This window comes from Umezawaea sp., from assembly GCF_057122925.1.
Genome location: NZ_DBNGPQ010000056.1, coordinates 1 through 13,359, shown reverse-complemented (window position 1 = coordinate 13,359; position 13,359 = coordinate 1). Strand labels below are relative to the sequence as shown.

The 13,359-nt window shown below is 71.3% G+C and carries 9 protein-coding genes and 2 tRNA genes; 7 read left to right on the top strand and 4 right to left on the bottom strand.

Annotated features, from left to right (window positions below):
* Positions 1-22: 22 nt before the first annotated feature.
* The 3 genes from orn to AC156L_RS12355 all read left to right on the top strand — a co-directional run bounded on the left by orn (position 23) and on the right by AC156L_RS12355 (position 2,561).
* Positions 23-634: an oligoribonuclease gene (gene orn, locus AC156L_RS12365; protein WP_330877302.1), complete on the top strand. Its 612-nt coding sequence runs from the start codon at positions 23-25 to the stop codon at positions 632-634.
* Positions 635-698: 64 nt separating this feature from the next.
* Positions 699-771 (top strand) — tRNA-His (locus AC156L_RS12360).
* Positions 772-923: 152 nt separating this feature from the next.
* Positions 924-2,561 carry an ABC-F family ATP-binding cassette domain-containing protein gene (locus tag AC156L_RS12355; RefSeq protein ID WP_330877301.1) on the top strand — a complete coding sequence of 546 codons (1,638 nt, stop codon included), beginning with the start codon at positions 924-926 and terminating at the stop codon, positions 2,559-2,561.
* A 55-nt stretch (positions 2,562-2,616) separates the two neighbouring features.
* Here the strand turns inward: AC156L_RS12355 and AC156L_RS12350 are convergent, their stop codons facing one another.
* Positions 2,617-3,750 (bottom strand): L,D-transpeptidase, encoded by a 1,134-nt coding sequence (locus AC156L_RS12350; RefSeq protein ID WP_330877300.1) that lies wholly within the window; start codon positions 3,748-3,750, stop codon positions 2,617-2,619.
* A 317-nt stretch (positions 3,751-4,067) separates the two neighbouring features.
* On the opposite strand from AC156L_RS12350, the gene AC156L_RS12345 reads away from it, so the two are divergent.
* Together AC156L_RS12345 and AC156L_RS12340 are read left to right on the top strand one after the other, a co-directional pair.
* Positions 4,068-4,141 (top strand) — tRNA-Lys (locus AC156L_RS12345).
* A gap of 597 nt (positions 4,142-4,738) precedes the next feature.
* Complete coding sequence (locus AC156L_RS12340; protein ID WP_330877299.1) at positions 4,739-6,628, top strand: DNA/RNA helicase domain-containing protein; 1,890 nt, start codon at positions 4,739-4,741, stop codon at positions 6,626-6,628.
* A 4-nt stretch (positions 6,629-6,632) separates the two neighbouring features.
* Here AC156L_RS12340 and AC156L_RS12335 read toward each other — a convergent pair whose 3' ends face one another.
* Entirely contained in the window at positions 6,633-8,774 is a 2,142-nt protein-coding gene (locus tag AC156L_RS12335; RefSeq protein ID WP_330877298.1) for a DEAD/DEAH box helicase, read from the bottom strand.
* An 84-nt stretch (positions 8,775-8,858) separates the two neighbouring features.
* Complete coding sequence (locus AC156L_RS12330; RefSeq protein WP_330877297.1) at positions 8,859-9,539, bottom strand: hypothetical protein; 681 nt, start codon at positions 9,537-9,539, stop codon at positions 8,859-8,861.
* An 81-nt stretch (positions 9,540-9,620) separates the two neighbouring features.
* Between AC156L_RS12330 and AC156L_RS12325 the strand changes: the two genes are divergently transcribed.
* Both AC156L_RS12325 and AC156L_RS12320 read left to right on the top strand, forming a co-directional pair.
* Positions 9,621-10,781, top strand: a complete 1,161-nt coding sequence (locus AC156L_RS12325; RefSeq protein ID WP_330877296.1) for a DUF2786 domain-containing protein — start codon at positions 9,621-9,623, stop codon at positions 10,779-10,781.
* A 4-nt stretch (positions 10,782-10,785) separates the two neighbouring features.
* On the top strand, positions 10,786-12,663 hold the full coding sequence (locus tag AC156L_RS12320) for an ABC transporter ATP-binding protein (protein WP_330877295.1): 1,878 nt from the start codon (positions 10,786-10,788) through the stop codon (positions 12,661-12,663).
* Here AC156L_RS12320 and AC156L_RS12315 read toward each other — a convergent pair.
* Positions 12,651-13,359 (bottom strand): hypothetical protein (locus AC156L_RS12315; protein WP_330877294.1); only part of this gene is annotated, 709 nt, incomplete at its 5' end. The genes AC156L_RS12320 and AC156L_RS12315 overlap by 13 nt on opposite strands.

Here is a 13,359-nt window from a genome sequence, read left to right as displayed (position 1 = left end):
ACGAGAGACTAGGCTCTCGCGGGTGATGGATCGTCTGGTGTGGATCGACTGCGAAATGACCGGCCTCGAACTCGGGAAGGACGCCCTCATCGAGATCGCCGCGCTGGTCACCGACGCGGATCTGAACGTGCTCGGCGACGGCGTCGACGTGGTGATCCACGCGGACGACGACGCGCTCGCCGGGATGCCCGAGGTCGTCGTGGAGATGCACGCGAAGTCCGGCCTCACCGAGGAGGTGCGGCGGTCCACCGTCGGCATCGCCGACGCCGAGGCCCAGGTGCTCGCGTACATCAAGGAGTGGGTGCCGGACCCGCGCACCGCACCGCTGGCGGGCAACTCGATCGCCACCGACCGCGGGTTCATCGCCCGCGACATGCCCGCGCTCGACGCCCACCTGCACTACCGGATGATCGACGTGTCGTCGATCAAGGAGCTGTGCAGGCGCTGGTACCCGCGCATCTACTACGCGCAGCCGGAGAAGGGCCTCTCGCACCGGGCGCTCGCCGACATCAAGGAGTCCATCCGCGAACTCGCCTACTACCGGCGCACCGCGTTCGTGGCCCCGCCCGGTCCGAGCTCGGAGCAGGCCCAGGCCGTGGCGGCCGAACTGCTGAAGGCCGACGGACTGGGTTGACCACCCGATTTCAGACCTGACCGGTGCACACGCTATGCTTCCTCTCGCCGGTCAACCGGTCTTGGTGGGTGTAGCTCAGCTGGCAGAGCACTGGGTTGTGATCCCAGGTGTCGCGGGTTCAAGTCCCGTCACTCACCCGAGTGAGCGAGGTGTGTCTGCGGAAACGCGGACACACCTCGTTTTCGTCTTGCCTCCTGGGGGCCGAGCCCCCCAGACCCCAGCCGGGTGACTCCGCCCCCGGACCCCCGGCGGGCTCGGCTTCGCGCTTCCCCTCCGCACCGGGAGTCTCATGAGTGCCACCCTCGTCGCCAAGGACCTCGCGGCCGGACACGGCGACCGCGTCCTGTTCTCCGACCTCCAACTGGTGGTCGCACCCGGTGACGTGATCGGGCTGGTCGGCGCGAACGGCGCCGGGAAGTCGACCCTGCTGCGCACCCTCGCGGGCCTGATCCCCGCCGAGCGGGGCAGCGTGCGGCTCAGCCCGCCCTCCGCGACCGTCGGCCACCTCCCCCAGGAGCCGGAACGCCGCCCCGGCGAGACCGTGCGCGAGTTCCTCGCCCGCCGCACCGGCGTCGGCTTCGCGCAGCGCGTCCTGGACGCGGCGACCGAGGCGCTGAGCACGGGCACGTCCGGCTCGGACGACGAGTACGGCGACGCGCTGGAGAACTGGCTCGCGCTGGGCGGGGCCGACCTGGAGGAGCGCTCGATCGAGGTCGTCGCCGACCTGGGCCTCGCGGTCGGCCTCGACCAGCCGATGACGTCGCTCTCCGGCGGCCAGGCCGCGCGGGCGGGCATGGCGTCGCTGCTGCTCAGCCGGTACGACATCTTCCTGCTCGACGAGCCGACGAACGACCTGGACCTGGACGGCCTCGACCGCCTGGAGCGGTTCGTCGGCGAGCTGCGCGCGGGCACGGTCGTGGTCAGCCACGACCGCGAGTTCCTCGCCCGCACGGTCACCCGCGTGGTGGAGCTGGACCTCGCCCAGCAGCAGGTGCGCACCTACGGCGGCGGCTACGCGGCGTACCTGGAGGAGCGCGAGGTCGCCCGCAGGCACGCCCGTGAGGAGTTCGAGGAGTTCGCGGACACCAAGGCCGCGCTCGAAGCCCGCGGCCGGATGCAGCGCGCGTGGATGGAGAAGGGCGTGAAGAACGCCCGCCGCAAGCAGACCGACAACGACAAGAAGGGCCGCGCGTCGCGCACCGAGGCGACCGAGAAGCAGGCGTCGAAGGCCAGGCAGACCGACCGGATGATCGAACGCCTGGAGGTCGTCGAGGAGCCCCGCAAGGAGTGGGAGCTGCGGATGGAGATCGCCCCGGCTCCACGGGCGGGCGCGATCGTGGCCTCCCTCCGCGGCGCCGTGGTGACCCGCGGTGGGTTCACCCTCGGCCCGGTGGACCTCCAGGTCGACTGGGCGGACCGCGTCGCCATCACCGGCGCGAACGGCGCGGGCAAGTCGACGCTGCTCGGCGCCCTGCTGGGCCGCGTGCCGCTGGACGAGGGCCACGCCACCCTGGGCGGCGGCGTGGTCGTGGGCGAGGTCGACCAGGCGCGAGGGCTCTTCCTCGGCGAGCAGCCTCTGGTGGACGCGTTCGAGCTGGAAGCACCGGACATGACCCCCGCCGACGTGCGCACCCTGCTGGCGAAGTTCGGCCTCAAGGCGGCCCACGTGCTCCGCACCGCGGCGTCGCTGTCCCCCGGCGAGCGCACCCGCGCGGCCCTCGCGCTGCTCCAGGCCCGCGGCGTGAACCTGCTGGTGCTCGACGAGCCGACCAACCACCTCGACCTGCCCGCGATCGAGCAGCTCGAATCGGCGCTGGAGAGCTACACCGGCACCCTGCTGCTGGTCACGCACGACCGCCGGATGCTCGACGCCGTGCACACGACGCGCAGGCTCGTGGTCGACGACGGTGACGTGAAGGACGCCTGACGCACGTGTGCCTCCCCCGGACGTCCGGGGGAGGCACACGGTGCGGAGCAGCGGTCTAGCGGTTCCCGGCGACCCACTCGGGCCACGGGACCTGCCAGTCGCCGAAGCCGTCCCACGACTCCAGCGCGGGCCCGCCCGAGTTGGCCACGACCACCACGTCACCGGGCTTCGCGTTGTCGAAGAACCACTTGGCGTTCTCCGGCGACATGTTCAGGCAGCCGTGGCTGACGTTGCGGTTGCCCTGGTCCGCGATCGACCACGGCGCCGAGTGCACGAAGATCCCGCTGTTGGACATCCGCGTGGCCCAGTCGACGGGCGTCTTGTACCCGCCGTCCTCCAGCGACAGCCCGTAGGTCGTGGAGTCCATGACCATGTGGTCGCGCTTCTCGGTGATCACGTAGGTGCCGACCGGGGTCGTGTTGGCCGCGTTGCCCATCGACGTCGGCACGGTCCGCACGACCTGCCCGTTGACCTTCGTCACGACCTGGTGGGACGCGCCGTCGGCCTCGTGGATCACGGCGTCGCCGATGGTGGCGTTGATCAGCCGGTCCTCCTGGCCGTAGATCCCGTCGCCCATGTGCTTGCCGTACACCTTCGCGTTGATGGTGATCTTCGTCCCGGCCGCCCAGAAGGCCTGGGGCCGCCAGTGCACCTCCTTCTCGTTGAACCAGTAGAAGGCGCCCTCGACCTTCGGCTCGGTCGTGATCTGGAGCGCGGCCTCGGCCGCGAGCTTGTCCGCGATCGGCTCGTCGAAGTAGAACGCGATCGGCTGCCCCACGCCGACCACCGCCCCGTCCTGCGGGTTCGTCTCGACGTAGGTCAGCGTCCTCGGCTTGACGGTCGAGAACGCCGACGTCGCGGTGACCGCCTTCCCGTCCGCGCCCTGCCCGGTCACCGACATCGTGTAGGCCTTGTCGTAGGCCAGCGCCGCGCTGTTCGCCCACTGGAGCCCGTCGGGGCTGATCGCCCCTTCGACCACGGCCCCGTCGGCGGCGGTCAGCTTCACGTCCGTGAGCTTCCCGTCCGCCGCCGTCGCGATCACCGGCAGCCCCGGCGCCACGCCCGTGGCCCCGTTCGGCGTGCCCAGCGTCAACGTCACCGGCGGCGGGGGCGGCGTGCTGCTGGTCGACGGGGCGTTCTTCCCCTGCACCGGCACCTCGGGCGACGACGAGCACCCTGTGATCAACATCGCAACGACGCCCACCGCGACCAACCCGAACGCCCCGCGCCTACCCGTCATCCCCATCGCACCCATCCGTTCGCCCGGTTCCCCCCGTACAACGAGACAGCGCGCAAGCAGGTGTTACCTCAGCCGTCCCACTCGAGAAGACGCCGTCCTGCCTACCCGAGTTGCTCCGGATACCCGATCGTTACCAGCGCGAAGTTCTCCCCCGCCCAACCCCTCCAAACCCGGCCTGACCAGCCGATTGGGAACTGCGCGAACCGCTGTGCTAATGTTCTTCTCGTCGGAACGGAGCAACACGGTTCAGACAAGATGAAGTGCCAGCGCCGCTAGCTCAGTTGGTTAGAGCAGCTGACTCTTAATCAGCGGGTCCGGGGTTCGAGTCCCTGGCGGCGCACCTGGTTCAAAGAAGTGGTCCAGCATTTATGCTGGACCACTTCTTTGCATTCCGGGGTAGCGCACCCTACCGCTGTGACCAGCACCCACTCCTCTCACGGCGCCCCTGCCCATTCCCGCCTGGGCGTTCCCCCAAGCGTCGAGCGCCCTCCCGATCGCCTTAGCGAGCCGACCACCCCTTCTCCTTGTCGGCCTTCTCCCGTGAAAGCGCTCACAACGCCGCGAGTCGGATTCCCGCTCCATTCCCCAGCGCATCCGAACGACTACCGGTCGAGCAGTTCCCGACCCCCTCCACCCCTGGCACGCGAAGATCGCTCACACCTGCTGCCGACCAGGGCCCCGGCAGTGGGCTCGTCCTGCCAAGAGGGTCGCTCGCAAGCCCGTGAGCAGGGTCTATGCCGAAACCTCATCCGAGCAACTCGGTCGCAGGCCCACGTGAGCCCGATCCCACGCGGCCGTCCCCCTGCTCCACGTCGAACCGTCCCCCTGCCGCTAACCTCGTGGCGCGGCCCGACGGGCACCGAGCGCGCTGGAAACAGCGCCTCGTCGTTGCCCCCACCCGCACGTCCATTCGGCGTGCCCACGTGGGGGAACAGCAGTGGCTCTCGTCCGTCAGAGCGCCGAGGTCCTGCTCGGCGACGCCAGGTCGGACCGGTTGCACACCGTCCTCGCCGAGCAAGCGCGGATCCAGTTCGACACGGGGGTGGGTGACGGCGAGGTGCGGTCGTGGCGCAACAGCCTGCCCGCGTTCCTCTCCGACCTGGTCGACGCCGGTCTCGGACACGTCGAGGTCCTGCTGGAGCACAAGCTGCCGCACAGCCCGAAGCGGGTGGACGTCGTCCTGTGCGGCCGGAGTCCGAAGCACGGCAGGCCGGTGTACGTGCTCGTCGAGCTGAAGCAGTGGTCGAAGGCCGAGCCGTACAGCGACGACCTCGTGCGGATCGACCACTACGCGAACCCGGTCCTGCACCCGGTCGAGCAGGTTCGGCGCTACTGCGAGTACCTCGTCGACTCGACGCCCGCGCTCGCCGAACAGCCCGGTGCCGTGCACGGTCTGGCCTACCTGCACAACGCCCGCGACTCCGGGGTCTGGGGCATCTCCCAGTACGCGATGGACGACTACGGGCGGCTGTTCACGCTCGACACCAAGGGGCAGCTGGTCGACCGCCTGCGGGCGCTGCTCGACCGCGAACCGGCCGCGCGCGACGACTCCCGCCGCGCCGCCGACGAGTTCCTCGGCATGCGCCACGCCCCGTCGAAGCCGCTGCTGGAACTGGCCGCCAAGGAGATCCAGGAGCGCGAGCAGTTCGTCCTCCTCGACGAGCAGCAGGTCGCCTACAGCCTGGTCACCCGAGCGGTCGACCGCGCTCACGCGTCGCGCACGCAGACCGTGGTCGTGATCCTCGGCGGGCCGGGTTCCGGGAAGAGCGTCATCGCGCTCAGCCTGCTCGGCGAGCTGGCCAGGCGCGGGAAGAGCGCCTTCCACGCGACGGGGTCGAGCGCGTTCACCAGCACGATGCGCAGGCACGCGGGCAAGCGCAACCGGCGGGTGCAGACGATGTTCAAGTACTTCAACAACTTCATCGAGGCGGAGCGGTTCGGGCTGGACGTGCTCATCTGCGACGAGGCGCACCGCATCCGGGAGACCAGCGTCAACCGCTACACGAAGAGCGAGGCGCGGGCGAAGGCCCGGCGGCAGATCGAGGAGCTGATCGACGCCGCCAGGGTTCCGGTGTTCCTGCTCGACGAGCACCAGACGGTGCGCCCCGGCGAGATGGGGTCGCTGTCGGAGATCAGGGCAGCGGCCGAAGCCGCGGACTGCAAGGTCGAGGTGGTGCACCTCGGCGGGCAGTTCCGCTGCGGCGGCTCGGAGTTCTACGACACGTGGGTGGCGAGGCTGCTGGGGATCAGGGGCACCCCGACCTCCTGGTCGGACCTGGTCACCCGAACCGACGACGAGTTCGTGGTGCGCAGCGCCGATTCCCCGCGCGAGATGGAGTCGTGGCTGCTCGCGCAGCGGGCGAAGGACCTCGGGACGGCGCGGATCGCCGCCGGGTACTGCTGGACGTGGAGCGATCCCGTGTCCCAGGACGGCACGAAGGTGCTGGTGCCGGACGTGCGGATCGGCGACTGGCACCGGCCGTGGAACGCGAAGCCCGACAAGGTGGTCCCCGACGCGCCCGCGTCGCACTTCTGGGCCAGCGACGACCGCGGCTTCGGCCAGCTCGGCTGCATCTACACCGCCCAGGGCTTCGAGTACGACTGGGCGGGCGTCATCTTCGGGACGGACTTCGTCCGCCGCGGCGACCACTGGGTGGCCCAGCGCGACAACTCGCACGACCCCGCGGTGAAGAGGGCCGACGACCTCCACTTCGCCACGCTGATCCGCAACACCTACAAGGTCCTGCTGACACGGGGCATGCGCGGCGTCTGCGTGTTCTCCGAGGATCCCGAGACGCAGGCCTACCTGCGGAAGTTCGCCGCGTAGCGGTCTACAGCCCCAGCCGCTGCTGCTCGGCCAGCACCACGCGCTTCTCCACCGACACCGTCGAGTCCAGCGCGGCCTCGTGGCCGTGCTTCGCGTCGCTCTCCCGCGCGTAGTGGTCGAACAGCAGCGTCTTGTGGTCGCGGACCTCCCGCACCCGCGCGTCCACGCTGTCCTTCACCAGCAACCGGTGCACGTGGACCTTGCGGACCTGCCCCATGCGGTGGCAGCGGGCGACGGCCTGGTCCTCGGTGCTGGGCTTCCACTGCGGCTCGGCGATGATCACGACGGACGCGGCCTGGATGTTGAGGCCCACCCCGCCCGCCTCGATCTGCGCCGCGAGCACCGCGTGGCCCTCGTGGGCGGTGAAGTCGTCGACCAGCTGCTGGCGGCCGGACGACGAGGTGCTGCCGGTGAGCGGGCCGTAGGCGCCGGTGTGCTCGGCGACCGTGTCGAGGACGTCGAGGAAGTAGGAGAAGACGACGACCTTCCAGCCGTTGTCGCGGGACTCCTCGATGATCTCCAGCATCCGCTCCAGCTTCGCCGAGCCCTCGGGCTTGCCCGGTTCGTAGGCGGCGCGGCGCATGGCCATCAGGTTCCCTGCGCGCACGGCGTCGTGGTAGGCGGTCTGGTCGGGTCCGTCGAACTCGACCCAGTCCTCGACCTCCAGCAGCTCGGGGAGTTCGCCGAGCACGTCCTCCTGGTTGCGCCGCAGGTAGACGGGCGCGACCAGGCGGCGGAACGCCTTGGCGCCGACCACGGCGTCGGTGCCGCCCGCCCGTGCGGCGATGCCCGGCTGGAGGTAGGAGACGAGGGTGCGGAACTCGTCCACGCGGTTCTCCATCGGCGTGCCGGTGAGCAGGACCGCGCGGTCGGCGCGCTGCACCACGGCGTTGACGGCCTTGGAGCGCTGGGTGTCCGGGTTCTTCACGAAGTGCGCCTCGTCCACCACGACGAGCGCCGGGCGGAACCTCTTCGGCAGCGCCAGCTTCGGCAGCGTGCCGAACGTCGTCACGCCGACACCGCCCTGGTCGAGCCACTCGCCGACCGCGCCGTCACGTCCGGCGCCGTGCAGCCGGTGCGGAACGAGGTCGCTGTGCCGGGCGATCTCGTTGACCCAGTTGACGACCACGCTCGCCGGGCAGATCACCACGAACCCGCGACCGCCCTTCGCGGCCAGGCTCGCCATGACGGCGATGGCCTCGATCGTCTTGCCCAGCCCCATCTCGTCGCCGATGATCACGCGTTTCCGGGCGAGCGCGAACTTCGCGCCGAACTCCTGGTAGCCGCGCAGCGAGACCGTGAGCCTGCTCGTGTCGAGCGTGACCGAGTCGACCTCGCGCTCGATGTCCGCGGGCACGAAACCCTTGGCGGCACTGCGATCCGGCACCGCCCCCGCACCCGCCAGGTCGGCGAGCGCGGTGTTGTACGCGGCGGCGTCCAGCTCGTAGTCGCGCCACAGCGCCCGGTGGTCGAGGTCCGGCACGTGCAGCTGGACGCCCACGGCGCGCAGCGCGGCGACGTCCCGGCTGCCGAGCAGTTCCTCCAGCCGCGCCAGCGCGTCCAGCGCCGCCTGCTTGTTCTTCTTGAGGGAGAAGAACATCCGCACACCGCTGGACGCGCGCGACGCCGCGCGCACGTCGGCGTCGACCCGCGCGAGCACGTCGGTGATCGGCTCGTGCAGCGGTGCGACGAGCTGGGTGGCCCGCCGCAGCTTCGACAGGAGCTGGAGCAGCTCGGTCTGCCCCCGACCGGCCCGGTCGGGGTCCAGCCGCACGGAGGTGTCCCGCTTGAGCGAGTCGACGACGGCCCTGGCCGCGTCGAGCAGCTGCCGGGCCGACTGCGGGCCCACACCGGGCACCCCGTCGAGCCGGGCGAACGACGACCCGGCCACGTCGGCCACGGTCTGGAACCCCGCGGCCCTGAGCTTCCCGAGCCGCAGACCGGCCGCCGCGTCGCGCAGCTTCTCCACCGGCATGGCCCGGACCAGGTCAGCGACCAGCGAGTCCCGCACCGCCTCGTACCGGGCCACGGCGAGCGCGCGCAGCCGGTCGGGCTCGTCCCGCACCCCTTCGGCCTGCGTGCGGAACGCGGCAGCGGCGGCCAGCAGCTCCCTGGCGGGCTTGCCGATCTTCGACGAGTCGTTCACGCACGCCCCTTAGCGCCTGACGGACGGCTTCGGTGATGTCGTCGCAGTGTGCCACTCGGGCTCGTGATCCAAACACGCGCGCGCTCAGCCGAAGGCGAGGGCGATCCGGCGGTTCGCGACCAGCCGGGTGCGGTGCACCTCGGGGTCCACGGTGAGCGCTGGCCACCGGTCCAGCCTGTCGTAGGACTTGGCGAGCAGCCAGTGCGCCGCCGCCGGGTTGATCTCCTCCAACGTGCCCTGCGCGGCCATCCGCTCCCTGGCGACGGCGACCTCCCTGGTCACGAAGGCGTTGCGGATCACCCCGCCCGCCACCTCGTCGATGAGGAACACCATCGCGTGCTCGTCGTCGCCGTGCGCGTAGGTGCACAGCAGCGCCAGGTAGCCCGCGTCCAGCGACCGGTCGCAGATCCACGCGCCGCGCACGCCGAGCGAGTCGACGACCGGCGGCGCGAACGCCACCGCCCACTCCCCCGGCCTGCCGGTGAGCAGCACGGCCATGGCCCGCAGCAGTGCCTGGTTGCGCCTGCTGGGCAGTGACACGGCGTGGTCGACCAGCTCCACCCAGAACTTCTCGTCGGCGACACCGGGCGGCACGGCGGAGCTGAGCGTGAGCTCCACCTCCAGCGGGTCGGTCATCTGCGGGAGGTCGCGGCAGGACTGGACGACGGCGCGCTGCGCCAGCCCCAGTTCCGTCCGCTGTGGACCGCGCACCACCTCGATCGGGCGGTGAACCGGCTGCTTGCGGCCCTGTGTCCCACGACTCACCCGCGGAGGCTGACACGGCGGAGGGCGCACCGGCCGCAGCCACACCAGAGCGACGGGGGAGAATCACCCATCGTGGACACCGTGGGCAAGGCACTGTGGGAAGCCGCGGCGAACCCGCGCCTCCGGATCCCGAAGCTCGACGCGGTGTCGTCGGCCGACCTGGACCGGGCGATCACCGACGTGCTGCACCGCGAACTGGACAACCTGTGGAACGCGGGCTGGCTGCCGTACGACCTGGTGCAGGTCGTCGGGCGGCACGACGACGAGCGGGCGGTCTCGATGCTGGTCGACGCCATCGCGTCGGAGGTCGAGCGGTACCCGGAGGCGACGATCCACCCGCGCTGGCGCGACCAGCTCGGGGAGATCGACGCGACCGTGTGGTGGGACCGCGGGCAGCCGCACGTGGACGAGTGGGCGCGCAAGCACATCGAGCTGCGGCAGGACGCCGTGGAGGTCGTCGTGGCGCTGCTGTCCCGGCTGCTGCTGCTCCCCCGGTTGCAGAACATCCTGCCGCGTCCGGGCTCGGCGACGATCGAGGTCACGCACGTCGGCGTCAGCTCCAAGGTGCTGAACCGGGTCAGGGGGCTGCTCGCGAAGGCCGAGTCGTCGCAGTTCCCCGACGAGGCCGAGGCGCTGTCGGCCAAGGCCCAGGAGCTGATGAACCGGCACGCGTTCGAGCGCGCGGCGGTCGACGCGGACGCGCACGTCCCGCAGACCGCGACCTCGCGGCGGATGTGGCTCGACAAGAGCTACTTCGACGGCAAGGCGCAGCTCGTGCACGTGGTGGCGAAGGCGAACCGGTCGCGGGCCGTCGTGTACGGCAACATCGGGTTCGTCGCGCTGGTCGGCGAGGAGATGGACCTGGAGATCGTCGAGCTGCTGTCGACGTCGCTGCTGGTGCAGGCCACCAGGGCGATGGTGGCGGCGGGCTCGGGGGCGTCCAAGGGCGCCGAGGCGCGCAGCCGCGGCTACCGCAAGTCGTTCCTCTACTCCTACGCGCACCGCGTCGGCGAACGGCTGGAGGCCGCGACCGAGGCGCCCGCCTCCGACGACCGGTTGCTGCCCGTGCTGTCGGAGCGCAAGCAGGCCGTGGACGTGCTGTTCGAGACCCTGTTCACCAAGACGAAGTCGAAATCCGTCACGGTGCGCAGCGAAGCGGGCTGGGACGCGGGCCGCACCGCCGCCAACTCGGCGAACCTGACGGTGAACCGGGCCGCGCTGGGCGGTGGCCCGGCAACCTGACCCGGTGGCCGAAACCCTCATCGGAGTAGAAGACCTCGAACCGCCGCGCTGGGCGTCCGTGGACGCGCAGGTGGCCGCCGCCGGGACGTGGCGGACGCTGGCCGCGGTGCCCGCCGCGACGTGGCTGGTGATCCGGCTCGCGTGGCGGACCTCGCGGTGGCTGACGGCGCTGGCGGGCGTGATCCAGGTGCTGTCCGGGTGCGTGACGGCGTTCGGGCTGCTCGCCACCGCCAGCGTGTTCACCCGGCTGCTGGAGGAGGGGCCCACGCCGCAGCGGCTGGTGGCCGCGCTGCCGTCGATCGGGCTGCTCGTCGGGTCGTTCGCGCTGCGCGGGCTGCTGGACAGCGCGGCGGGCGCGGTGCAGGGCGCGTTGACGCCGCGCGTGCGGCACGCGGCGCAGGACACGCTGAACACGGCGGTGATCGGCGTGGACCTGGCGGCGTTCGACGACCCGGACTTCCGCGAGCTCGTCCGGCAGGGCGGTCGGCACGCGATGAACTCGATCGAGGTCGCCAACCGGGTGGTCGCGGACCTCGTGTCGGCGCTGATCTCGCTGCTGGCCGCGATGGTCACGGCGGGCGTGCTGAACCCGTGGCTGGCGCCCGTGCTGCTGCTCTCGGCCGTCGCGGACGGCTGGGCGGCGATGCGGGTCGCGAAGCTCGGCTACCGCAACTTCCTCCGGATGGTGACCCGTCACCTGCGCCTGTTCGTGGTGGAGAACCTGATGGTCGCGAGGGACGTGGCCGTCGAGCGGTTCGCGCTGACGCTCCAGGAGCCGCTGATCGCCGAGCACCGGCGGATCGCGAACGACGTGACGGCGGAGGAGGTGCGGATGGAGTCGCGCAAGACGCTGGTGCGGCTCGTGGGGCGGACCCTGGCGGGGATCGGCACCGGGATCGCCTACCTCGTCCTCGGGTTCCTGCTCTACACGAACGCGATGCCGCTCGCGCTGGCGGGCGCGGCGGTGGTCGCGATGCGCACGGCGTCGACCTCGCTGTCCACCACGATGTACGCGGTGAACCAGCTCTACGAGCACTCGTTCTACATCGACTTCTACCGGCGGCTGCTCGCCACCGCGCACACCCGCCACCACGTGTCGACGGGTGTCACCGCGCCCGCCGACCCGGCCGTGATCCGGCTGGAGGACGTGACGTTCACCTACCCCGACGCCGACCGGCCCGCGCTGATCGGCGTCGACCTGGAGATCAACCGCGGCGAGGTCGTCGCGCTGGTCGGCCAGAACGGGTCCGGCAAGACCACGCTGGGCAAGCTGATCACCGGCCTCTACACGCCCGACGAGGGCCGGGTGCTGTGGGACGACGTGGACATCGCCGCCGCCGACCGGAAGTCCGTGCACACGCGGATCTCGGTGATCTCGCAGGAACCCGCGCGCTGGCCCATGACCGCGGGCCACAACATCCGGGTCGGCAGGCTCGACCGCCACGACCCCTCCGGCGAGGGGTGGGCGGAGGCCGTGGACCAGTCCGGCGCGCGGTCGGTGCTGGAGGCGCTCCCGCGCGGCGAGAAGACGGTGCTGTCGAAGGAGTTCAAGGACGGCCACGAACCCTCGGGCGGCCAGTGGCAGCGGATCAGCGTGGCGCGCGGCATCTACCGCGACGCCGCCGTCCTGGTCGCCGACGAGCCCACGGCCGCGCTGGACGCCAAGGCCGAGGCGACCGTGTTCGCCGGCCTCCAGCACGCGACGCGGTCGAGGACCACGATCCTGGTCACCCACCGCTTGGCGAACATCCGCCACGTGGACCGCATCGTCGTGCTGGACGACGGCCGCGTCGTCGCCCAGGGAACGCACGACGAGCTGATGGCGGCCGACGGCGTCTACCGCGAGCTGTACGACATCCAGGCCCGCGCCTACGAGCGCTGAGCCACCGCGATCCGCCGCGACACCAGCAGCCGCACCACGTACACGTCCGGGTCGATCCCCAACCCCGGCCCGCCGTCGACCTTCCCGTACGCCTCGGCCAACCGCCGGTGCGCCTCGTCGGCCGCGATCTCCTCGACGGCCCCGTGCTCGCCGAGCATCGTCCGCGCGGTCTCGACGTCCTTGGTGATGAACGCGTTCTTCACCACCCCGCCCAGGTTCTCGTCCACCAGGTACAGCCCCGCGTGCACCTCGTCGCCGTAGGAGTAGGTGCACAGCAGCGTCTGGTGCCCCTCCTCGGACCGCTGGTCGACCACCCAGCACTCGCCGACCACCAGTCCGTCCAGCGCGGCCGGCCACCCCGGCTCGGGCAGGTCGCCCAGCCCGTCCGCCGCCGCGGCGGCACCCGACTCGGGCACCAGCACCGCCACGGCCCGCAGCAGCGCCAGGCTCCGCCTGCTCGGCACCGCCACGGCGTTCGCGATCACCCCGGGCCACACGTCCTCGTCCAGGGCGGGCGCCACCGCGGCGCTCAACGCCACCTCGACGTCCAGCGGGTCCGTGAGCTGCGGCAACTGTCGGGCGGCGTCGACGACGGCTCGCTGCGCGGGCGTCAACGGGGGCAGCGCGCCCCGGTGGGACTTCACGGGGATCGGCTTGCGGATCGGCGTCCTGCGACTCATCGCGCCCACGCTGCCA